At 65.8% G+C, this 22,568-nt stretch carries 17 protein-coding genes, 1 tRNA gene and 2 pseudogenes; 14 read left to right on the top strand and 6 right to left on the bottom strand.

Annotation, left to right across the window (positions count from 1 at the left end; genetic code table 11):
• The first annotated feature begins 18 nt into the window (after positions 1 to 18).
• The 3 genes and pseudogenes from TK49_RS14595 to TK49_RS14585 all read left to right on the top strand — a co-directional run.
• Positions 19 to 1,344: an NAD(P)/FAD-dependent oxidoreductase gene (locus TK49_RS14595; protein ID WP_045787348.1), complete on the top strand. Its 1,326-nt coding sequence runs from the start codon at positions 19 to 21 to the stop codon at positions 1,342 to 1,344.
• 44 nt (positions 1,345 to 1,388) lie between these two features.
• Complete coding sequence (locus tag TK49_RS14590) at positions 1,389 to 2,267, top strand: dienelactone hydrolase family protein (protein WP_045787347.1); 879 nt, start codon at positions 1,389 to 1,391, stop codon at positions 2,265 to 2,267.
• 138 nt (positions 2,268 to 2,405) lie between these two features.
• Positions 2,406 to 3,065 (top strand): annotated as a pseudogene (locus TK49_RS14585) (ZIP family metal transporter); the annotation flags it as partial.
• Positions 3,066 to 3,099: 34 nt separating this feature from the next.
• On the opposite strand, the gene TK49_RS14580 reads toward TK49_RS14585, so the two are convergent.
• The gene (locus TK49_RS14580; RefSeq protein WP_045785571.1) at positions 3,100 to 4,395 is read right to left on the bottom strand and encodes an ISL3 family transposase; all 1,296 of its coding nucleotides are present in this window, start codon (positions 4,393 to 4,395) and stop codon (positions 3,100 to 3,102) included.
• A gap of 133 nt (positions 4,396 to 4,528) precedes the next feature.
• Between TK49_RS14580 and TK49_RS24435 the strand changes: the two are divergent.
• Positions 4,529 to 4,684, top strand: a pseudogene (locus tag TK49_RS24435) (ZIP family metal transporter); the annotation flags it as partial.
• Positions 4,685 to 4,760: 76 nt separating this feature from the next.
• Here TK49_RS24435 and TK49_RS14575 read toward each other — a convergent pair.
• From TK49_RS14575 to TK49_RS14565, 3 genes are all read right to left on the bottom strand, one after another.
• Positions 4,761 to 5,648 carry a sulfurtransferase gene (locus TK49_RS14575; RefSeq protein ID WP_045787346.1) on the bottom strand — a complete coding sequence of 296 codons (888 nt, stop codon included), beginning with the start codon at positions 5,646 to 5,648 and terminating at the stop codon, positions 4,761 to 4,763.
• A 22-nt stretch (positions 5,649 to 5,670) separates the two neighbouring features.
• Positions 5,671 to 6,645, bottom strand: coding sequence for a DMT family transporter (locus TK49_RS14570; protein WP_045787345.1), 975 nt, complete (start codon positions 6,643 to 6,645; stop codon positions 5,671 to 5,673).
• A gap of 82 nt (positions 6,646 to 6,727) precedes the next feature.
• Positions 6,728 to 7,825 carry an aromatic ring-hydroxylating oxygenase subunit alpha gene (locus TK49_RS14565; protein WP_045787344.1) on the bottom strand — a complete coding sequence of 366 codons (1,098 nt, stop codon included), beginning with the start codon at positions 7,823 to 7,825 and terminating at the stop codon, positions 6,728 to 6,730.
• 416 nt (positions 7,826 to 8,241) lie between these two features.
• On the opposite strand from TK49_RS14565, the gene TK49_RS14560 reads away from it, so the two are divergent.
• From TK49_RS14560 to folE2, 4 genes are all read left to right on the top strand, one after another.
• Positions 8,242 to 8,538: an exodeoxyribonuclease VII small subunit gene (locus TK49_RS14560; RefSeq protein WP_045787343.1), complete on the top strand. Its 297-nt coding sequence runs from the start codon at positions 8,242 to 8,244 to the stop codon at positions 8,536 to 8,538.
• Positions 8,535 to 9,434: a polyprenyl synthetase family protein gene (locus tag TK49_RS14555; protein WP_045787342.1), complete on the top strand. Its 900-nt coding sequence runs from the start codon at positions 8,535 to 8,537 to the stop codon at positions 9,432 to 9,434. The genes TK49_RS14560 and TK49_RS14555 overlap by 4 nt, the downstream gene beginning before the upstream one ends.
• Before the next feature lie 56 nt (positions 9,435 to 9,490).
• A complete protein-coding gene (gene dxs / locus TK49_RS14550; RefSeq protein ID WP_045787341.1) occupies positions 9,491 to 11,401 on the top strand; it encodes a 1-deoxy-D-xylulose-5-phosphate synthase in 1,911 nt (636 codons plus the stop codon).
• 244 nt (positions 11,402 to 11,645) lie between these two features.
• Positions 11,646 to 12,452 (top strand): GTP cyclohydrolase FolE2, encoded by an 807-nt coding sequence (folE2, locus tag TK49_RS14545; protein ID WP_045787340.1) that lies wholly within the window; start codon positions 11,646 to 11,648, stop codon positions 12,450 to 12,452.
• 48 nt (positions 12,453 to 12,500) lie between these two features.
• Here the strand turns inward: folE2 and tsaD are convergent, their stop codons facing one another.
• Entirely contained in the window at positions 12,501 to 13,544 is a 1,044-nt protein-coding gene (tsaD, locus tag TK49_RS14540; protein ID WP_045787339.1) for a tRNA (adenosine(37)-N6)-threonylcarbamoyltransferase complex transferase subunit TsaD, read from the bottom strand.
• Between the two features lie 94 nt (positions 13,545 to 13,638).
• Here tsaD and TK49_RS14535 point away from each other — a divergent pair, with 94 nt between their 5' ends.
• The 3 genes from TK49_RS14535 to dnaG all read left to right on the top strand — a co-directional run bounded on the left by TK49_RS14535 (position 13,639) and on the right by dnaG (position 17,281).
• Positions 13,639 to 14,859: a BaiN/RdsA family NAD(P)/FAD-dependent oxidoreductase gene (locus TK49_RS14535; protein ID WP_045787338.1), complete on the top strand. Its 1,221-nt coding sequence runs from the start codon at positions 13,639 to 13,641 to the stop codon at positions 14,857 to 14,859.
• A gap of 121 nt (positions 14,860 to 14,980) precedes the next feature.
• Positions 14,981 to 15,430, top strand: coding sequence for a GatB/YqeY domain-containing protein (locus TK49_RS14530; protein WP_045787337.1), 450 nt, complete (start codon positions 14,981 to 14,983; stop codon positions 15,428 to 15,430).
• A gap of 39 nt (positions 15,431 to 15,469) precedes the next feature.
• The gene (dnaG, locus tag TK49_RS14525; protein WP_045787336.1) at positions 15,470 to 17,281 is read left to right on the top strand and encodes a DNA primase; all 1,812 of its coding nucleotides are present in this window, start codon (positions 15,470 to 15,472) and stop codon (positions 17,279 to 17,281) included.
• Positions 17,282 to 17,388: 107 nt separating this feature from the next.
• Here the strand turns inward: dnaG and TK49_RS24985 are convergent, their stop codons facing one another.
• A complete protein-coding gene (locus tag TK49_RS24985) occupies positions 17,389 to 17,751 on the bottom strand; it encodes a hypothetical protein (protein WP_233902588.1) in 363 nt (120 codons plus the stop codon).
• On the opposite strand from TK49_RS24985, the gene rpoD reads away from it, so the two are divergent.
• From rpoD to TK49_RS14510, 3 genes are all read left to right on the top strand, one after another.
• Complete coding sequence (rpoD, locus tag TK49_RS14520) at positions 17,744 to 20,077, top strand: RNA polymerase sigma factor RpoD (protein ID WP_233902589.1); 2,334 nt, start codon at positions 17,744 to 17,746, stop codon at positions 20,075 to 20,077. The genes TK49_RS24985 and rpoD overlap by 8 nt on opposite strands.
• A gap of 113 nt (positions 20,078 to 20,190) precedes the next feature.
• Positions 20,191 to 20,269: transfer RNA gene (locus TK49_RS14515), tRNA-Ile, on the top strand.
• A 701-nt stretch (positions 20,270 to 20,970) separates the two neighbouring features.
• Positions 20,971 to 22,560 (top strand): DUF2957 domain-containing protein, encoded by a 1,590-nt coding sequence (locus TK49_RS14510; RefSeq protein WP_045787334.1) that lies wholly within the window; start codon positions 20,971 to 20,973, stop codon positions 22,558 to 22,560.
• Positions 22,561 to 22,568 lie beyond the last annotated feature (8 nt).

Here is a 22,568-nt window from a genome sequence, read left to right as displayed (position 1 = left end):
AAGCTCCAGGAGAACGGTATGGCAGGGCAGGCCGACGGCGCGGGCGGACCGCGCATTGTGGTGGTGGGCGGCGGCGCGGGCGGGCTCGAACTCGCCACGCGTCTTGGCGACAGGCTCGGCAAGCGGGGCACCGCGCAGATCGTGCTGGTCGATCGCAATCCGACCCATATCTGGAAGCCGCTTCTGCACGAAGTCGCTGCTGGCAGCATGGATCCGAACACGCACCAGCTCGAATACGCCGCGCAGGCGCGCTGGCATGGCTTCGAATTCCAGCAGGGCGAACTGAAGGCGCTCGATCGCGCCGGCAAGACGATCACCGTGTCGGGCTATCTCGATGCCGACGGCACGGAGGTGCTGCCCGAGCGCGCCATTCCGTACGACGTGCTGGTGCTCTCCATTGGCAGCGTGACGCATTTCTTCGGCGTGCCGGGCACCGCTGAACACGCCATCGCGCTCGATACCGCGTCGCAGGCCGAGCGCTTCCGCCGCAAGCTGATCTCTGCCTGCATGCGTGCCCAGAACGGCGTGCCGGGCGCACGCTCGCAGGTCGATATCGCCATCGTGGGCGCCGGTGCGACCGGCGTGGAGTTGTCGGCCGAGCTGCGCAACACGGCGCACGTCCTGGCCGCCTATGGCCTGCACAAGCTGGACCCGCGCCGCGATATCTGCATCCACCTCATCGAGGGCGGGCCGCGCATCCTGCCGGCGCTGTCCGAGCGTGTCTCAGCCGAGACGACCAAGCTGCTTCACAAGCTCAACGTCGACGTCATTACCGGCGAGCGCGTGACGGAAGTCACCGGCACCGCCGTCAATACCGCGAGCGGCAAGTCCATCCCGGCCGATCTGACTGTGTGGGCCGCAGGCATCCGGGCGCCGTCGGTGCTGGGTGAGTTGGGCCTGCCGGTCAACAAGCTGGGGCAGGTGATCGTCTCGCGCACGCTGCAGGTCGACGGCGAAGAGACGATCTATGCGTTTGGCGATTGCGCCAGCTGCCCATGGCCCGAAACGTCGGGCAGCGTGCCGCCGCGCGCCCAGGCCGCGCACCAGCAGGCGACGTATCTGTTCAAGGCGCTGCGTTTGCGGCTTGAAGGCAAACCGGCCGAGCCGTTCGCGTTCAAGGATCTCGGCTCGCTCGTCTCGCTGGGGCACTTCAGCGCCGTGGGGAGCCTCATGGGCGGCCTGATCGGCGGCTCGATGTTCATCGAGGGGTTGATGGCCCGGCTGATGTACACCTCGCTGTATCGCATGCACGTGATGGCGCTGCACGGCTTTATACGCATGGCGCTCGATACGGTCACGCACTGGCTGCGCAGCAAGACGAATCCGCGCGTCAAGCTACACTAGCCGCTTCGTCCACCGTAACCGCCCGAGGGCGTGAGGAGAGTGCGATGCAGCTTGAAGCAGAAGTGGAGAGTCTGGTACCCGGCCGCAGCTTCGATCGGCGCGGCTTCATGAAGACGGCGCTGGGTTCGGCGTTTGCGGCAGCGGCCTTGCCGGTGTCCGCACAGGCCATCAAGACCGATTTCAATGGCTTGACGGCCGGCGAGGTCACGGTGCCGGTGGGCGACTTCAAGATGCCCGCCTACCGCGCCCAGCCGGAGGGCAAGACGAAGCTGCCCGTGGTGATCGTGGTCAGCGAGATCTTCGGTGTGCACGAGTACATCGCCGATGTCTGCCGGCGCTTCGCCAAGCTCGGCTATCTCGCCATCGCGCCGGAGCTGTTCGTGCGCCAAGGCGACCCGCAGTCGATCGCGACGATCAGCGAGCTACAGGAGAAGATCATCTCCAAGGTGCCCGACGCGCAGGTGACGGGCGACCTGGAGGCCACGGTGGCGTGGGTCAAGCAGAACGGCGGCGACGCCGCGCGCATCGGCATCACCGGTTTCTGCTGGGGCGGCCGCCAGACCTGGCTGTTTGCCGAACACAGCCCCGATATCAAGGCGGCGGTGGCATGGTATGGCCACCTGAAGGGCAATCCCAGTGCGCTGCAGCCGGCGTTTCCGATCGACCGTGTCGACGAGCTCAAGGCCCCCGTGCTGGGCCTGTACGGCGCCAAGGACACCGGCATCACGCAGGATGCCGTCAACGCCATGAAGCAGGCGCTCGAGCATTCCAAGAACCCGAAGGCCCGCGCGTCGCGCATCATCGTCTATCCGAATTCCGGCCACGCGTTCCATGCCGACTACCGGCCCAGCTACGTCAAGGCGGATGCGGAAGACGGCTGGAAGAAGTGCGTCGCCTGGTTCAAGGACCACGGCGTGGAATAGGCCGCGTCCGCTGCTTGCACGACGGCCCCATGCCATCGCTTGGGGCCTTTTGTATTTGGTTGCGCTGGCAAAGGACGGCAAACGGGCATACAATGCGTGCCTTCTTGCAACTGTGTTGCGTTTGTCGGCTCCCGCCACATGACCCTCGATACCACCCTGTTAGGCATCCTCCTGGCCACCGCACTGTCGGGCATCGGCAGCATGGCCGGCGCCGCCGTGCTTTCGCTGACCGTGCTGGCGCGCGTGGTCGATCGCATGGTCAGCTTTTCGGTCGGTGTGCTGCTGGCAACGTCGCTGCTGCATTCCCTGCCCGAGGCATTTGAGGCGCACCACGGCGTCGTGCCGAACACACACGCGCTGTTCGCCACGCTACTCGCGGGGCTGCTGGGCTTTTTCCTGCTCGAGAAGATCTCGCTGATCCGCCACTCGCATCACCATGAGGGCGACGGGCATGGCCACCACCACGGACATGATCGGCAGGAGGCCGGGCGCAGCGGGCTCATGATCCTGGTGGGCGACGGGCTGCACAATTTTTCCGACGGCATTGTCATTGCGGCTGCGTTCCTGGCGGACATCAAGGTCGGCATCGTGACGGCCCTGGCGATTGCCGCGCACGAAATCCCGCAGGAGATCGGCGACTTCATGGTGCTGCTGAACGCAGGCTTCTCGAAGACGCGTGCCTTTGTCTACAACCTGCTGTGCAGCGTCTGTGCACTGGTGGGGGCCGTGCTGGGCTACTACCTGCTCGACCGTCTGACGTCATGGATCCCGTATGTGCTGGTGGTTGCGTCGAGCAGCGGCTCCATGTCGTTTCGTGTGGAAAGCAACACTGTCACTGGGGCATCGCCGGCGCGAACGGGCTGGCCGGCAGGTGCTTGAGCTTGGACATGCGCAGGTAGGCGATGGCGATGAAGTTCTGGCTCGTCCTGAAGCCGCGCGCGGCGCGCTTGGCCTGCTGCAGCAGTCCGTTCATCGCCTCGACGAAGGCGTTGCTGCGGTGATCGACCATGCCGCGCACCACCGCGTCGAACCGCTCCTTGAGCGTGGCGGCCAGCTTCTTGAACGGCTCGAGCCGACAGCGCCGCGCCCAGCTCAGCCAGGCCCTGAGGTCGGATGCGGCCTGTTCGATGCTGTTGTGCGCTGTGGCCCGTGCGTACACCGCGCGCAGCGCCATCTTCAGCCGCCACGCCCGCGCGCTCTTGAGCGTCGAGCGCTGCAGCCAGTGCATCGCCTGGAGCTGGCGGGCGCTCCAGCTGCTGGGGTTGCGCCGCATGCCCCACAGCAGCTGCCTGAGCGTCTTGCGGCCGCCAGCGCCCAGCGCGGCTCGCACCGCCTGCGCGTCGGTGGCCATCTCCGCGCGGCGCACCTGGTCCATCGCCTCGATGGCCATCGAGACGACGTGAAAGCGGTCGTAGCTGATCTGCGCCTCGGGCAACGCCAGCGCCACGCCCTTGGCGTAGGCCGCGCTCATGTCCATGCACACGTGCCGCACCTGGGCGGGATCGCCGCCATGGGCCCTCAGATCCTCGGCGAACTCCACCACCGTGCGGTGCTCGCGCCCCTCGGTGGCGAACAGCAGCCGCTTGCGATCCAGGTCGTGCACGACGGTGATGTAGTGCTGCCCGCGCCGCAGGCTGGTCTCGTCGATGCCCACCGTGCGCACGCCGGCGAAGTCTTCCAGCGCACGCGCCTGCGCGACGTAGAACTCGATGCGCCGCCACAGCCGCTTGTCCTTGCAGCGCAGCAACTCGGCGGCCTGGCGCACCGGCAGGTCCAGGCACAAGGTCAGCGCCAGCGCTTCGAACGCCGCGGTGAAGCCCGAGCCCGGACGCGCCCAGGGCACGGCCACCTGCGTGGTCTTGCCGCAGGCACCGCAGGCCACGCGCGGCACGTCGCAGTGCAGCCAGGCCTCGAACTGGAAGAAGTCCAGGTGCCGCCAGGATCGGCGCAGCCGGTCGTGCACCGGTTGCGTGGCCGCACCGCATGCCGGGCAGGCGAGCCTGCTGGTGTGGCAGCCGATCTCGAAGTCGATACGCCGCTTGGCCGTGTCGAGCCTGACGTCATCGACGACCCACGGCGGCTGCAAGCCCAGCGCGCTGGTGAACAGAGCTTCTACGGCAATGCCCATGGACTCATCCTCCTGATCAAACACGCCTCGTGGACATGTGCACAGGCCGGCCAGCGGCCTGCACACATGCCCACCGGGCTCGACGACCAGGAGTCATTGTGACTGTTGGGTTCCACACGAAATGACGAAGAGCCCGAGCAGCTTCATCTACATCGCCGTGTGCGATCTGATGCCGCAGATGAAGCGGCGGCCGCGCTGGCAGGAATCCGCCGTGCAGGTTGCGCTGATCGTCGCCGGGGTCGGGATGATCTTCCTGCTCACGGAAGGCCTGCACGGACACGCGCACTGAGCGCCCGAATCAGGCGAGGAAAAAAGCCCGGTCCATGCCGGGCATTTTTCCGGTGGCATCCAGGCGCCTTGGGGCGTCAGGGGTTCGGTCCCGTGGCGACCGGGCGCGATGGATCGGCGCACCACTCGCTCCATGAGCCCGCGTACAGCGCCGCGCCCTGGAGGCCGGCAATTTCCATCGCCAGCGCGTTGTGGCATGCCGTCACGCCGGAGCCGCATTGCAGCATGGCGTCTTCGGGCTTGGCGCCGGCCAGCACGCCGGCAAACTCGGCGCGTAATTGTTCGGCCGGTTTGAATGTGCCGTCGGCACGCAGGTTGTCGCGGAAGAACCGGTTGCGAGCGCCGGGGATGTGTCCGCCGACCGGATCGAGCGTCTCGTTCTCGCCGCGGTAGCGGTCCGGCGCGCGGGCATCGATGATGGGCTTGCCAGGCTGCCCGAGATACTTCTGGACGATATCCACCGTCACCAGCGGCGCAAGCGACGGCTTGCGCGTCAGGTTGCCCGGGGCAGCCACCAGCTGCGGCTCTTCAGGCACGACGTTTTCGACGGGATAGTGCCCGGCCTCCCACGCCTGCAGGCCGCCGTCGAGCACGGCCACGTCGGCGTGGCCGACCCAGCGCAGCAGCCACCACAGCCGGGCGGCATACATGCTGCCCTGGCGGTCATAGGCGACGACTTGCGAATCGTCGTTCACGCCCAGCGCCTGCAGCCGGGCGACGAGCGCGTCGGCATCGGGCAGCGGATGCCGGCCGTTGGTGCCCGTCTTGGGGCCGGACAGCTCGTTGTCGAGGTGCAAGTAGAACGCGCCACGGATGTGCTTGGCGTGATACGCCTCGCGTCCGGCGGCCGGGTCGGCCAGGTCGAAGCTGCAATCGATGACGACAACGCTCTGCGGCGCGCTTTGCTGCAGCGCGGCCAGTTGCGGCGCGGTGATGAGGGTGGCGTAGTGAGCGCGTTCGCTCATGGCGGCAATCTCCGGGGTTCGATCAAACTTCTGGGTGAATCTCGGCTTCCGGGCCGGACACGGCGGTCTGTGGCGTCGGATGCTCGCTGCCCGACTGGCGGGCCCGCATGATCGTGGTCACGATGCCGCTCCCGATGATGAGCGCCATGCCCGCCCACGACAACGCGTTCAGGTGGTCGTGCCACAACAACATACCCCAACCGCTCGCAAACACGATGCCGGTGTACTGGAGGTTGGCCGTCAGCAGCGTATTGCCGCGCTTGTAGGCGCGCGTCATGGCAGTCTGGCCTAGCGTGGCGAGCAGGCCAACGGCCAGCAGCAGTCCCGCGCTTGCCCACGTATGCGGCTGTGCGCCGCCAATCAGCATCCACACGCCGCCCGCCACCGCGCTCACCAGCGAGAAGTAGAAGACGATGCGCGCCTCGTTCTCGCCCAGGTCGCCCAGTTGGCGGACCTCCACATAGGCGAGGGCGGTAAATACGCCGGACACCAGCCCGACCATGCCGCCGGTCATCTGCGACGGCCCGACACTGGGCTGCAGCAGGCAGATCACCCCGATGAACGACATCAGGATCGCTGTCACCATCTTGCGATCGGCGCCGCCCGGCTTGCCGGCCAGCGTGGCGCCCGCGCCGATGATCAGCGCAATCCACACCGGCGACATGTAGTTCAGCGTCATGGCCGTCGCCAGCGGCAGCAGGCTGATGGAGGTGAACCACAGCAGCAGCGACGTCACGCCGAACACGCTGCGCTTGATGTGCGACGTGAGATACGGCGTACGGATGCCAGCGCCCGTGCGGTACAGCACGGCGCCCATCAGCGCCATGCCGATCACGCTGCGGTAGAAGACGATTTCGCCGGTGCTGTAGTGCGCCGAGGCGAGCTTGACGCATACGCCCATCGCAGAAAACGCGAAAGCCGCAAGGATCATCCACAACGACTGGCGGGAGGAACTGGTGGCCGTCTGGGCGGCTTCGACTGCAGTATCGGCGGGCATGGGCGAAGGGCAAAAAAAACGGCGCAGGCCACAAGGGCTGCACCGTTCGTATTGTGACGCGGAAGGCGGCGGATGCCTATGGTCAGTAATCCATGACGCGGCGATACCATTCGTGAAAGTGCTGCATGCCGTCTTCCATGGGGGACTGATACGGGCCGACTTCGCTCGTGCCGCGCTTGAGCAGCGCCAGGCGGCCGGCGTCCATGCGTTCGGCGATCTCGTCGTCTTCGATGCAGGTTTCCATGTAGGCGGCCCGTTCGGCCTCCACGAACTCGCGCTCGAACAGGACGATCTCTTCCGGGTAGTAGAACTCGACCACGTTGCGGGTCTTGGCCGGGCCCATCGGATGCAGGGTCGAGACCACCAGCACGTTCGGATACCACTCGACCATCACGTTCGGGTAGTACGTGAGCCAGATCGCGCCGTACTTGGGCATCTCACCGTTGTTGAAGCGCAGCACGGCGTCGTGCCACTTCTGGTACGCCGGTGTGCCTGGCTTGCGCAAATTGGCGTGGATGCCGACGGTCTGCACGCTGTGCCACTCGCCGAATTCCCATTGCAGGTCGTCACACGAGACGAACTGGCCCAGACCGGGGTGGAAGGGCACGACGTGGTAGTCCTCGAGGTACACCTCGATGAAGGTCTTCCAGTTGTAGTTGCAGTCGTGCACCTCGACGTGGTCGAGCATGTAGCCGGAGAAGTCGAGATCGCGCGCCACGCCCAGGCGGGCCAAGTCATTGCGGACATCGCGTTTGCCCTCGAACAGCAGGCCGTTCCAGTTCTGCAGCGGCGAGCGCGACAGGTGCACGCACGGCTGCTGCGCGAAATGCGGCGCGCCCAGAAGCTCGCCCTTGAGATCGTACGTCCAGCGGTGCAGCGGACACACGATGTTCTGGGCATTGCCGCGCCCATTGAGCATGATGGCCTGCCGATGCCGGCACACGTTGGAGAGCAGTTCGACGCCGTTCGGGTTGCGGACCAGCACGCGGCCTTCGGATTCGGCGGCGAGCGTGTGGTAGTCACCCACCTCCGGAACCATCAGCTCGTGGCCGACATAGCCCGGGCCCTGCTTGAACAGACGTTCGATTTCAGTTTGATACAGCGCCTCGTCAAAGTATGCAGAGACGGGCAACTGGGTTTCAGACGGCACCAGGTTCAGTGCGGTGCTGAGATTGGACATTATCCCCACTCCCAATAACGGTGAAAGCAGTGAACAACCCAACCATCGAAAAGATCGATTTGGGAAAGGACGCCATCGGCGGGCGGCTCAAGGTCTGTTGAAATGAAAAAACGAGCGCTGCCGGCCCCCGCTTGGGCCAACGACCATACGCTTGATGGGCCAACAGACCCGAACCACCGGTACGGGGCGGTGTATGCCGGCCCGGCCTTTGGAGGAAAGGGGGGGATTGTACCCCAGGGAAATCGATAAGTCCCTGATTTTTCGTCGCCTTTCGGCTGCCCGCCGGTCCTGCCGGTGTCCGCCGCCGTCGCCGCCGCTTCCAACCGCCCGGAAGCCGCCGCCCTGCGCCATATGCGCAGAACGCACGCCGATTTGCCGTAAAATGCCGGATTGTCCTTTTCTCATTCGCAACCGGCATGCCCCGTGCCTCTAACGACGCCTCCGCCGCTGCCGGCGACGCGTCCGCCACTCCCGCCGCAGCCCCGGCATCTTATGAAGCGGCCATGGCCGAGCTCGAAACCCTGGTCGCCAGCATGGAATCCGGTGAACTGCCGCTGGAGGCCTCGCTTGCGGCGTATCGCCGCGGGGCCGAGCTGGTCCGGTATTGCCAGCAGGTGCTGGAGCGCGTGGAGCAGCAGGTGCGCGTGCTCGATGGCGACGCCCTGAAGCCGCTGGCCGACGACGGCAGCCCGAACGAGCAGGCCGGCGCATGACCGACTTCTCGCAATGGATGGCGTCGGTGGTGGCGCGGACCGAAGAGGCGCTCGACCGCGCCCTGCCCGCCGAAACCGTATCGCCGCAGCGCCTGCATGCCGCCATGCGGTATGCCGCCCTGGGCGGCGGCAAGCGCGTGCGGCCGCTCCTGGCACATGCCGCCGGTGCGCTGGGTGACGCATCGCCCGAGGCGCTCGATGGCGTGAGTTGCGCAGTGGAAATGATCCACGCCTACTCGCTGGTCCACGACGACATGCCATGCATGGACGACGATGACCTGCGCCGCGGCCGCCCGACCGTGCATCGCGCCTATGATGAAGCGACCGCCCTGCTGGTGGGCGACGCCTTGCAGACGCAGGCCTTCACCGTGCTGGCCGAGCTGGACCCGGTCGCCCCGGCCATGCGGGCCGCGTTGGTCAGCGAGTTGGCGCGCGCTTCGGGGTCGGTCGGCATGGCGGGCGGGCAGGCAATCGACCTGCAAAGTGTTGGCGTGGCGCTGTCGCAAGACGCCCTGGAAGCGATGCATCGCATGAAGACCGGCGCGCTGCTGCGGGCGAGCCTGCGTATGGGGGCGCTCTGTGCGGGTGTGCAGGCCGGGGCACTGCAGCAGGTGGATGCCTACGCGGCTGCCGTTGGGCTGGCGTTCCAGGTCGTCGACGACATCCTCGACGTGACGGCCGACACGGCGACGCTCGGCAAGACGGCTGGCAAGGACGAGGCCAATGACAAGCCGACCTATGTGTCCATCCTGGGGCTCGATCAGGCCCGTGCGCTGGCGGACGAGCTGCATGCCGCGGCCGTCGCGGCGGTCGCGCGGCTGGCCCGCGAAGCCGGCGAGGCGCGCACCGTACGGTTGGCCGAGATGGCCGACCTGATCGTGCGGCGTGGCCACTGAACAACATTGCATAGACGGTAGAAGTCTTTGCCAAAACGCCAAAGCGGCGGTCCCACATGACGTACGAACTTCTGAACACCATCGACGACCCGGCCGACCTGCGCCGCCTGGACCGTCGCCAGCTCGGGCCCCTGGCGGATGAGCTGCGCGCCTTCGTGCTCGATTCCGTCTCCCAGACGGGCGGCCATCTGTCGTCCAACCTCGGCACGGTGGAGCTGACCATCGCGCTGCACTACGTCTTCAACACGCCGGAAGACCGCATCGTGTGGGACGTCGGCCACCAGAGCTATCCGCACAAGATCCTCACGGGGCGCCGTGACCAGATGAGCACGCTGCGCCAGCTGGACGGCATCTCCGGCTTCCCGCGCCGCAGCGAAAGCCCGTACGACACGTTCGGCACGGCGCACTCGTCCACGTCGATTTCCGCCGCGCTGGGCATGGCGCTGGGCGCAAAGACCAACGGTGAACAGCGTGTCGCCATTGCCGTCATCGGTGACGGTGCGATGAGCGCCGGCATGGCCTTCGAGGCCATGAACAACGCGGGCGTCTACAAAGACCTGCCGCTGGTGGTGGTGCTCAACGACAACGACATGTCGATCTCGCCGCCGGTGGGGGCGCTCAACCGCTACCTGGCGCGGCTGATGAGCGGCCAGTTCTACGCGGCGACCAAGAAGGGGGTGGAGAAGCTGCTGTCGGTGGCGCCGCCGGTGCTCGAATTCGCCAAACGCTTCGAGGAGCACGCCAAGGGCATGCTCGTGCCGGCCACGATGTTCGAAGAGTTCGGCTTCAATTACATCGGCCCGATCGATGGGCACGACCTCGAATCGCTCGTGCCGACGCTGCAGAACATCCGCCAACGCGCGCTGGAAGGCGGTGGTCCGCAGTTCCTCCACGTGGTCACCAAGAAGGGCCAGGGCTACAAGCTGGCCGAGGCGGACCCGATCCTGTATCACGGCCCCGGCAAGTTCAATCCGCAGGAAGGCATCAAACCGTCCGCACGCCCGGCCAAGGTGACGTACACGCAGGTGTTCGGGCAATGGCTGTGCGACATGGCCGCAGCCGACAAGCGCCTGATCGGCATCACGCCCGCCATGCGCGAGGGCTCGGGCATGGTCGAGTTCGAACAGCGCTTTCCCGACCGCTATTACGACGTCGGCATCGCCGAGCAGCACGCCGTCACGTTCGCTGGCGGCCTGGCCTGCGAGGGTCTGAAGCCCGTCGTCGCGATCTATTCGACGTTCCTGCAGCGCGGGTATGACCAACTGATCCACGACGTGGCGCTGCAGAACCTGCCGGTGGTGTTTGCGCTGGACCGCGCCGGCCTGGTCGGCGCGGACGGGGCTACGCACGCCGGCGCGTACGACATTGCGTATCTGCGTTGCATCCCGAACATGATGGTGATGACGCCGGCCGACGAGAACGAATGCCGCCGGCTGTTGAACACGGCATTCGCGCAGGATTGCCCGACGGCGGTGCGCTATCCGCGCGGCGCCGGCCCGGGCATTGCGGTGGAGCCCACGTTGGAGCCGCTGCCGCTTGGCAAGGCGGAGGTCCGCCGTGCATCCGCGGCGCCTGCGGGCCAGCGCGTGGCAATCCTGGCGTTTGGCTCGATGGTGGCGCCCGCCACCGCCGCTGCCGAGCGCCTCGATGCGACCGTGGTGAACATGCGCTTCGTCAAACCGCTGGACGCCGCTTGCGTGCTGGACATGGCACGCACGCACGATTACGTGGTGACGGTGGAGGAAGGCTGCGTGATGGGCGGCGCCGGCAGCGCCTGCGTCGAAGCGCTGGCCGCGGCCGGTGTCGCCACGCCGGTGCTCCAGCTTGGATTGCCTGACCGCTTCGTCGATCACGGCGACCATGCGGTGCTGCTCGCGCAATGTGGGCTCGACGCCAACGGCATCCTCGCCTCCATCCGCGAGCGTTTTGCCGTACAGCCGCGAGCCACGGCCGCGCGTGTTGCCTGAGCAACACATCATGCATAGGCAGAATCAATCACCCGTATTGCTTCTGCGGGTTTGAGTAGTTGACTGCAGAGGTGGGAAATTTCCCTTACACTCCGCCAGTCCATTTTGTGAATTGTGTGCGCAGTCGCGGGATGGGTTGAGACGATCACTTGAGGGGTGGTCTCGATCAGCCAGGTTCCGCGGTTTCACACTCGTTGCGTTCCGGTCGACTGCGATGGCCGGGCGACCGTAAAGGAAACCGATCATGAACGATATGAACCCGGCCTTCGCCATGCCGGACGTGCAGTCCAGCCACGATACCCGCCAGATTCCGATCCAGCGCGTTGGCGTGCGCGGGGTGCGTTACCCGATGTCGCTGCAGACGCCGTCGGGCGTGCAGAACACCGTGGGCACGTTCAACCTGGACGTGCACCTGCCGGCCGACCAGAAGGGCACGCACATGTCGCGTTTCGTCGCGCTGCTCGAAGAAGAGCGCGAGCCGCTGAACCTGGCCCAGTTCCAGTTGCTGCTGGAAAAGATGCTGGAGAAGCTCGAGGCCGACGCCGGCCGTATCGAAGTCCACTTCCCGTATTTCGTCAGCAAGACGGCCCCGGTGTCGGGCGTGCAGTCGCTGATGGACTATGAGGTGACGATGATCGGCGAAGTGCGCAACGGCCATACCACGGTCCGCGTCAAGGCGCTGGTGCCGGTCACGAGCCTGTGCCCGTGCTCGAAGAAGATCTCGCAGTACGGCGCGCACAACCAGCGTTCGCACATCACGATCGACGCCGAACTGGCGGCCGACACGCCCGTCGAAGCGCTGATCCGCATGGCTGAAGAAGAAGCCTCGTGCGAACTGTGGGGCCTGCTCAAGCGCCCGGACGAGAAGTTCGTGACCGAGCGTGCGTACGAAAACCCGAAGTTCGTGGAAGACCTGGTGCGCGATATCGCCATGCGCCTGAACCAGGACGACCGCATCGTCGCCTACACGCTGGAAGCCGAGAACTTCGAATCGATTCACAACCACAGCGCCTATGCGCTGATCGAGCGCGACAAGCGCACGGACAAGTGATCGACGCGCCGCGCTGCAAGAAACAGCCGCTCATCCGAGCGGCTTTTTTCATGCGCGGTGGATGCGGATGTCTTCGAGGTCCCATCGGGGCGTGACGCCGAAGCCGTAGCCGTCCTGCACCTGCGCAGGGTCTGCCTGCAGCCGCATCGCGCCGGCAAACGCGATCATCGCGCCGTTGTCGGTACAGAACTGCAGGTCGGGGTAGTACACACGCAGGCCGCGCTTCTTGCCTTCAGCGTTGAGCCCCTCGCGTAACTGGCGGTTGGCGCCCACGCCGCCCGCCACGACGATGCGCTTGAGGCCATGCTCGCGCGCCGCCCGCAGCGTCTTGCTGACGAGTACTTCAACGATCGCATCGACAAACGCGCGGGCAAGGTCGGCGCGCGGCTGGTAGCAGGTTTCGCTGTCGGTCAGGTTCAGCTTGCGCACTTGCGTGAGCACCGCCGTCTTCAGTCCCGCGAACGAGAAATCGAAATTGCCCGAGTGCAACATCGGCCGGGGCAGGTCGAACACCCCTGGGTTGCCGAATTCGGCCAGGCGCGACACCGCCGGGCCGCCGGGGTAGCCGAGGCCGAGCAGCTTGGCGGTCTTGTCGAACGCCTCGCCGGCCGCGTCGTCGAGCGTTTCGCCAAGCAGCGTGTACTGGCCGACGCCGTCGACGCGCATCAACTGCGTGTGCCCGCCCGAAACGAGCAGCGCCAGGAACGGAAACTCGGGCCGGTCGGCCTCCAGCAGCGGCGAGAGCAGATGGCCCTCGAGGTGATGCACGCCCACCACCGGTTTGCCCAGCGCAAACGCCAGGGCGTTCGCCACCGAGGCGCCGACAAGCAGCGCGCCCGCCAGCCCTGGGCCCTTCGTGTAGGCAATCGCATCGATGTCGGCGGGCGTGGCGCCTGCCTTGCCCAGCACTTCCTCCAGTAGCGGGATCACACGGCGGATGTGGTCGCGCGAGGCCAGTTCCGGCACCACGCCGCCGTATTCGCGGTGCATCGCGATCTGCGAATACAGCGCGTGCGCGCGCAGCCCGGCGGCCGTGTCGTACAGGGCGACGCCGGTTTCGTCACAGGAAGATTCGATGCCGAGGACCAGCATGGCGTGTGAAGGAAGAAATCCGTAGGGAGGCGCCGAAGATAGCACAAGCTAAAATGCGCGGTTTTCAGGCATAGACAGAGGCGGCGCGGCGATCATGATGCGGTGCGATGTGGCGGTGATCGGCGCGGGCGCGGCCGGGATGATGTGCGCGGCCGTGGCCGGGCAGCGGGGCGCGCGCGTGGTGCTGATCGACCACGCGACCCGGCTCGCCGAGAAGATCCGCATCTCGGGCGGCGGCCGGTGCAACTTCACCAACGTCAACGCGGGGCCGGCCAATTACCTGTCGAACAACCCGCATTTCTGCCGCTCCGCGCTGGCGCGGTACACGGCGCAGGATTTCATCCGCCTCGTTTCCAGCTACCGCATCCCGTATCACGAGAAGCACAAGGGCCAGCTTTTCTGCGACGACAGCGCCGAAGACATCATCCGCATGCTCGAAGCCGAGTGCGAGAAGGGCGGCGTCCTCTGGCGCACCGGCTGCTCCATTGCTGAGGTCGGCAAGGCGGGCGATGCGTATCGGCTTTCAACCAGCGCGGGGGAGATCGTCGCGCGCAAGCTGGTGATCGCCACGGGCGGCCTGTCCATTCCCAAGATCGGCGCGACGGATTTTGGCTATCGCGTTGCGCGCCAGTTCGGGCTGAAGATCGTCGAGACGCATCCGGCGCTGGTCCCGCTCACGTTCAACGCCGAGCACTGGGCGCCGTTCTCGGCGCTGTCCGGGGTGTCGATGGAAGTGGATGTGACCGTCGCGCAGCAGGCGGGGAAGGGCCGCAAGGGCGGCGCCACCACGTTTCGCGAAGACCTGCTGCTCACGCACCGCGGCCTGTCCGGCCCGGCCATTCTCCAGATTTCGAGCTTCTGGAATGCAGGCCGGCCGCTGGCCATCGATCTGCTGCCCGACACGGACGCCGCGCAGTGGCTGTGCGACGAGAAGTCGGGCTCGCGCAAGCAGCTCGGGACGGTGCTGGCGCAACGACTGCCGGAACGCGTGGCGCAGGCCTGGTGCGCCACGCATGGCGCCAACCCGCATGCGCCGATTGCCGAGCTACCCGACAAACTGCTGCGTGCGCTTGGTGCGGCCCTCAATCGATGGGAGCTGACGCCGTCGGGCAGCGAGGGCTACCGCAAGGCCGAGGTCACGCGCGGCGGCGTGGATACGCGTGCGCTGTCCTCCACGACCATGGAGGCGCAGGGCGCACCCGGCCTTTACTTCATCGGTGAGGTCGTCGACGTGACGGGGTGGCTCGGGGGCTACAACTTCCAGTGGGCGTGGGCCTCTGCCGTGGCGGCGGGGGAGGCCGTGTCTGCCGCTTGACGCCGCGGACGGGGCCGGGAACCGTCCTGGTTCTGTGCTACGATCAGCGATCCACTTTTCTACGTTTGCAACCCGCTGGGCCAGCCGCTCAAGCGGGTTTTGCCGTTTATCGGAGTTCGGAATGTCCCTCAAGGCACAGATCACGGAAGACATGAAGGCCGCCATGCGCGCCAAGGAAATGGATCGTCTGGGCACGATCCGCCTGCTGCAGGCCGCCATCAAGCAGCGCGAGGTCGATGAGCGCATCGAGCTCGATGACGCCGCCGTGCTGGCCGTGGTGGACAAGATGATCAAGCAGCGCAAGGACTCCATCGCCGCGTTCGAGCAGGCCGGCCGCGACGACCTCGTCGCAAAGGAAGCCGCGGAAGTCGCCGTGCTGCAGGTCTACATGCCGGCGCAGCTGTCCGAAGCGGAAGTCGATGCCGCGGTGCGCGAGGCCGTAGCCCGGGCCGGTGCCGCCGGTCCGCAGGACATGGGCAAGGTGATGGGCATCCTCAAGCCGGCCCTCGCCGGCCGCGCCGACATGACGCAAGTCTCCGCCCGCGTGAAGGCGGTGCTTGCCGGCGCCTGATCCTGCCCGACCAACGTTCCCCACAGGGGCGCACCGCGCGTGATCCCGCAGCCGTTCATTGACGACCTGCTCAACCGCGTCGACATCGTCGACGTGGTGGGCCGCTACGTGCAGCTGAAGAAGGGCGGCGCCAACTTCATGGGGCTGTGCCCGTTTCATAACGAGAAGTCGCCGTCGTTCTCGGTGTCGCCCACCAAGCAGTTCTATCACTGCTTCGGATGCGGCGCGCACGGCTCGGCCATCGGCTTCCTGATGGAGTTTTCGGGCCTGTCGTATGTCGAGGCCATCAAGGACCTCGCGCAGTCCGTCGGCATGGTGGTGCCCGAGGAGCGCGGGGGCCTGCCACCGGCCGCCCGCGCCGAGCAGCAGGCCAAGACGGTCGCCCTGGGCGACATCATGGCCCGTGCCTGCGACCACTACCGCAAGCAGCTGCGCAGCGCACCCAACGCCATCCAATATCTCAAGGGCCGCGGCCTGACGGGCGAGATCGCCGCGCACTTCGGCCTCGGATATGCGCCCGACGACTGGCAATCGCTCGAAGCCGTGTTCGGCCCGTACCGGGACGACGCCGTTGCGGCGCCGCTGATCGAAGCGGGCCTGGTCATCGAAAGCGAGAAGACCGGCGCCGACGGCACGCACCGCCGCTACGACCGCTTCCGCGATCGCATCATGTTCCCCATCCGCAATACCAAGGGCGTGGTGATCGGCTTTGGCGGCCGGGTGCTGGGGCAGGGCGAGCCCAAATACCTCAACTCCCCCGAGACGCCGCTGTTCAGCAAGGGCACCGAGCTGTACGGCCTGTTCGAGGCGCGCAGCGCCATCCGCGAGTTCGACTACGTGCTGGTCGTGGAAGGCTACATGGACGTCGTCGCGCTGGCGCAGCTCGGGTTTGCCAACGCCGTCGCCACGCTCGGTACGGCCTGCACGCCCATCCACGTGCAGAAGCTGCTGCGGCAGGTCGATACCGTGATCTTCTCGTTCGACGGGGACAGCGCCGGGCGCCGGGCCGCGCGCCGCGCGCTGGAAGCCTGCCTGCCGCACGCCACAGACAACAAGACGATCAAGTTCCTGTTCCTGCCGCCCGAGCACGATCCGGACACGTTCGTGCGCGAAGAGGGCACCGAGGCGTTCGCCCGGGAAGTCCACAACGCTATGCCGCTGTCGCGCTTCCTGCTGCAGGCCGTGACGGAAGATCTCGACCTGCGCCAGCCCGAGGGCCGTGCCCGCGCGCAGTACGAAGCCAAGCCGCTGCTCGCTGCGATGCCGGCCGGCGGCCTGCGCCTGCAGATCGTGCGCGGCCTGGCCGAACTGACCGGCACCACGCCCGCCGACATCGAAGCGCTGTGCGGCCTGCGCAGCGACCCCGCCCAGGCAGGCCGCATGACGCAGAAGCGCCCGCGTGTGGCGCGTACGGCACCGACCGCGCTGGAGCAGAAGGTGCTGCGGTTGCTGATGCGGTATCCGGCCCTGGCCGGCCGGCTCGATGCCGATGCGCGCGCCCAGTTGACAGCGCCCGAACTGCCCCAAGGTGAGGTACTGGCAGGACTGTTGGCCGAATGCGATGCCGCGGGCCCGGACGTGCACTTCGGCGCCTTTGTCGAGCGCCTGGGGCAGACGCCTTACGCCGAAGCCTTTGCCGGCCTGCGTACCGCCGTGCTGCAGGACGACATCGAACTCGAGCCCGCGATCTTGGAGTTTGATACTGCGGTGCAGAAGATGCTCGCCGAGCCGCTCAAGCGTGAGTTGGAGATGCTGCAGCGCAAGATGGAAGCCGGCCATGCGAGCGACGACGACAAGGAGCGCATGCGCTGGCTGGTGGCCGAGATCAGCCGCCGCCGGCAGCTCGTGTAGCGCCGACGCCGCAGCGCCGGGGCCAGACGGGGCGGGCCATTGCGGGTAGCCCCTTGATTTTTCAGGCGAAAACCCGATTTTCGTTTAGACCGGCCGGGTCTGACGTGCTAGAATAGCCGGTTTGGATTGCAAGACCTTTTTCCCATTTTCGGGGGAGTGAGCGTGCCCATGGTGAAGGTGAAGACCTCCGCGAAGGCCGGTTCCAAGGCCAGTCCTGCTTCTGTTTCTGCCACGCGAGTCTCATCGGCGCGCGGCGCCGGGGGCGGAAAGACCACAGCGGGAACGGCGAAAGTCGCAAACGGTCGGACCCATGTGGGGCAGGCGGGAACCAAGGCCACTGCGCCGGCAAAGACGGGGAAAGCCCAGCCGCGCCAGTCCGCCGACATCGCCGTCGCCGCCAAAACGGCACCACGCACAAAGGGTGCAGTCCAATCTTCAACCTCAGGCAAGGTCTCGACGTCGATGAGCACGAGCGCCAGACCTGGCGGCAAAGCCGCTTCCGTCGCACTCAAGGGCAAGACAACCACCGTGGCGAAATCGAAAGTTACCGAAGTCGAGAGCAAGCAGACCACTGCCAGCGCGCGCGCAACCAAGACGGGTACCGCTCGTACCAGCACCGCAGCCAAGCCGACCAAGGCGGCAGCGGAGGACACCAAGCGCACGGCCCAGGCAGCGGCCACTCCCACCCCAACTCCCCCTGCGCCCCGCGCGGCGGCGGCAGCCGAGCCCAAGAAGCGCGGTCGCAAGCCCAAGGCCGAGACGCAGGCAGATGACGACAGCAGCACGGACGTGACTGAAGAATTTGACACCCCCGCCGCTCCGGCGCCGAAATCCGAGAAGCTGAAGGCCCGTGACCGCAAGGCCAAGGAAAAGGCCCTGCTCAAGGAATTCGCGGCCTCGCAGCAAGGCGGTTCGGAAGAAGAGCTCGAGGCTCGCCGCCAGAAGCTCAAGGCGCTGATCAAGCTGGGCAAATCGCGTGGCTACCTGACCTACGCCGAAATCAACGACCACCTCCCCGACGACATGGTCGACGTGGAGTCGATGGAGACGCTGGTTGCCACGCTCAACGACATCGGCGTGGCCGTGTACGAGCAGGCGCCGGACGCCGAAACGCTGCTCCTGAACGACAACGCGCCTTCCGTGACCACGGAAGAAGAGGCGGAGGAAGAAGCCGAAGCCGCGCTGTCGACGGTGGACTCCGAATTCGGTCGCACGACTGACCCGGTGCGCATGTACATGCGCGAAATGGGCACGGTCGAGCTGCTCACGCGCGAAGGCGAAATCGAGATCGCCAAGCGCATCGAAGCCGGCCTGAAGGACATGGTCATGGCCATCTCGGCCTGCCCGGTCACCATTTCGGAAATCCTCGCCATGGGCGAGCGCGTGGCCAATGACGAAGCCAAGATCGACGAGTTCATCGACGGCCTGATCGACCCGAATGCCGAAGCCGAGGCCGCTGCCGCCGCGCAAGCCGAGGAAGACGAAGACTTCGAGGACGAGGAAGCCGAAGAGGAAGGCGACGAAGAAGAAGACGAAGACGATGACGGCGCCGGCGCGTCGGCCGCGTCTGCGCGTCAGCTCGAAGAGCTTAAGCAGGCTGCGCTCGAGAAGTTCCGCATCATCGCCGACCAGTTCGACAAGATGCGCCGCGCGTTCGAGAAGGAAGGCTACAAGTCCAAGCCGTACCTGAAGGCGCAGGAAGCCATCCAGAACGAACTGATGACGATCCGCTTCACGGCGCGCAACGTCGAGCGCCTGTGCGACACGCTGCGCGGCCAGGTGGACGAGGTGCGCAAGCTCGAACGCGCGATCCTGAACATCGTGGTCGACAAGTGCGGCATGCCGCGCGCCGATTTCGTCGCGCGTTTCCCTGGCAACGAGACCAACCTGGACTGGATCCAGTCCGTCGTGGCCGACGGCAAACCGTACAGCGCCATCGTCGAGCGCAACGTGCCGGCCGTGCACGAGCTGCAGCAGAAGCTGATCGACCTGCAGGCGCGCGTCGTTCTGCCGCTGGCCGAGCTGAAGGACGTCAACCGCAAGATGTCGGAAGGCGAGCGCCGCGCCCGCGAGGCCAAGCGCGAGATGACCGAGGCCAACCTGCGTCTGGTGATCTCGATCGCGAAGAAGTACACCAACCGCGGCCTGCAGTTCCTCGACCTGATCCAGGAAGGCAACATCGGCCTGATGAAGGCGGTGGACAAGTTCGAATACCGCCGTGGCTACAAGTTCTCGACGTACGCGACGTGGTGGATCCGCCAGGCCATCACGCGCTCGATCGCGGATCAGGCGCGCACCATCCGTATTCCGGTTCACATGATCGAGACGATCAACAAGATGAACCGCATCTCGCGTCAGATCCTGCAGGAAACCGGCCAGGAGCCGGATCCGGCAACGCTGGCCGAGAAGATGGAGATGCCGGAAGACAAGATCCGCAAGATCATGAAGATCGCCAAGGAGCCGATCTCCATGGAAACGCCGATCGGTGACGACGACGACTCCCATCTGGGCGACTTCATCGAGGATACGAACACGCTGGCCCCGGCCGAAGCGGCGCTGCATGGTTCGATGCGCGGTGTGGTGAAGGACGTGCTCGATTCGCTGACGCCGCGCGAAGCCAAGGTGCTGCGCATGCGCTTCGGTATCGAGATGAGCACCGACCACACGCTGGAAGAGGTCGGCAAGCAGTTCGACGTGACGCGCGAACGTATCCGGCAGATCGAGGCGAAGGCACTGCGCAAGCTGCGCCATCCGAGCCGTTCCGACAAGCTGAAGAGCTTCCTCGAAGGCAGCTAAGGTCGAATCCAGGGGTGGGCTTCGGCCCACTTTCGGGTAAAATCGCATACATGGCCCGGCCTAACCCGCCGGGTTTCTTTTTGCCGGGCGCCTGTTCGGGCGCCGCACACCTTGGGCCTCTAGCTCATGCTTGGTTAGAGCAGCGGACTCATAATCCGTTGGTGCCGGGTTCGACTCCCGGGGGGCCCACCATCTTTTCTTCCCTCGACGTAGTCTCTTGCTGGCCGACATGGGTGCCGGCCCCTTCAGTCTGGTGCGGCCAAGAGCGCCTTGCCCTTCCGGGACCGGCTTTTGCTAAAACACTTCCCTTCCAAGAAATATCGGCTGATTCCTGAATTCGATAATGCCGGCGCGCCAATCCGCTCAATGGGGGATAGGTTTAAAACACTTCAAAGGAAACCGTTTCATTCCCTCGTTTGAAAAATCGGCAGCCCGCGCCGCGCCTGCTTGTACAGGGGATGGTCGGCGGTGTTTTGAATGAAATCTCTATTTACTTCATACTCGGCGCGGACCATAGTTTCCGCCATAACGACAAGTAAATAGCCAGTAGCGTACCTTCGGAGACACAGGATGTTACGCATTCAAAACGGGCCATTCCAACATTCCGCTTCTGCGCGTGCCCACGCGCGTCATCGTCATCGCGGCGGCGATCCGGCTCGCCTGCGGTAGCAGCCTCACATTCATTGTTTTGAGATCGGCGCCTGGCCGATCTGCGTGATACCCGCGCATTGCGGGTCGCACGCGTTCAAGCACGCTTGTCGTTTCCGTCGTTTGCCGCTCGGCCTGTCGACAAGACGAAGCGTGCGCTGCCGGCTTCCATGCGCGGCAGACGGAGTATTGGCCGGATACCGCCGGCGCCAGCACAACAAGTTCCGAAAACGCGAGGAGACACCATGGGAAGTCGACGTCATCTTTTTGTTGTCATGGCAGCCAGTTGCCTGGCGGCCGTGCCTTTCATCGGCGGGTGCGGCGGGGCGGATGACCCCGGTTCGTCGGACGTGGCGCAGTGCTCGGGCAGCTCGTGCCCTCCGAGCGGCGCGACGACCACGCCCAGTACACCCACCAGCCTGTGCCCGGCGTCGCTCGATTACTCGACCACGTACACCGGCGGCTCGGGCAGCGGCGAGTACATCAAGGTCCGGTTCGATACGAGCAAGAACACGTACCAGATGCAGTTCATCGAGTCGTCGGTGCCGACTTCTGCGGGACAGATCAACAACACGCGCAAGGGCCTGACGATCAACGGTACGTTCGTCCATCCGACGAATCTGCCGACGGCCGAGCAGAACCGCTGTGCCTTCGTGCTGCAGTCGGGCAAGACGGCCGACAACAGCTATGCGATCACCGTCAACCCGCAGGATCCGCCGATGCTGTTTGTCGGCAAGGGGATCGTCGGCGGCGGTATTCCGGGCGCGACGATCCAGTTTGATGGGCCGCTTCCGGGTGTGCCCATCGGCGTCGTGCCGTCGCGCACGTTCGACTTTTATCCGTTCCTCGGCTTCTCCGAGACCGTGACGGACTTCTCGCAAGTCGCCGGCCGCTACAACGAGCTCGGCGTGCATGTCACCCCGACCGGTTCGGGTAACCAGACATCTTCGCCGCAAGGCTGGGAGCCGGACGCCGTCAACTGGACGCAAACGCTCAACGCCGACGGCTCCTGCACGCCGGACGCGTCGGACTACTCCTGCCACACCACCGGTACGCCGTGGACGCTGCGCCAGAACGACGACGGCTCGCCGGACAACGTGTTCGTCAGCCATCCGACCGGCCCGAACACCGCCTATGCCTACGTCGGTCAGGTCTCGCCGTTGATGCTGCTGGCGCCGAGCCAGGCCAAGGGCATCATGATCGTCGGCAAGCTTGGCGGGCAGGTGGTGCCGGTGGTGATCCGCGTGGGGTACTCGTACAGCGACCCCGCGAACCTGCTGGCCTCGGTGGGCGATGACCAGATCGGCATCTCGATCCTGACGCCAGTGACGCCCATCCCGACGAACGCGCTCGCGGGCGGCTACATCGGTGCGACGAGCGCATCGGCATGCGGCCTCGTGACTTCGAATGGGCCGACCACCAACATCGGCGGTTTCAACGGCATCAATGGTACGGTCCCGCACCCCGAGCTTCCCGGCACCTACAGCAATGGCTTCTTCCATCCGGAAGCCGGCAACTGCAGCGACGGTACGGCCGTCTCCACGCTCGCCGCGAACTACACGTCCACGCTGTTCCAGAACGGCACGGCCGCCTTCATCAACCCGCTCACCTCGCGTGTGACGGCGCAGTTCGGGCTCGACTACACGCAGGCCTCGCCCGGCAAGTTGATCGTCACCGCGCAGAACGACTTCAACGCGCAAGGGGCAAGCGGCAACGTCGCGCTGTTCAAGGCCGGCGACAAGGGCGTCGCCGTGAAGGTGGGCGACGTGTACGCAATGCTCATGAACAACAACAAGTACAACCCGTTCTTCACGGTAGGCGCGTTCGTCCAGTAGGGCGCGCA

The organism is Ralstonia mannitolilytica (assembly GCF_000954135.1).
Classification (GTDB): domain Bacteria; phylum Pseudomonadota; class Gammaproteobacteria; order Burkholderiales; family Burkholderiaceae; genus Ralstonia; species Ralstonia mannitolilytica.
This window is presented reverse-complemented; position numbering and strand designations above follow the sequence as displayed.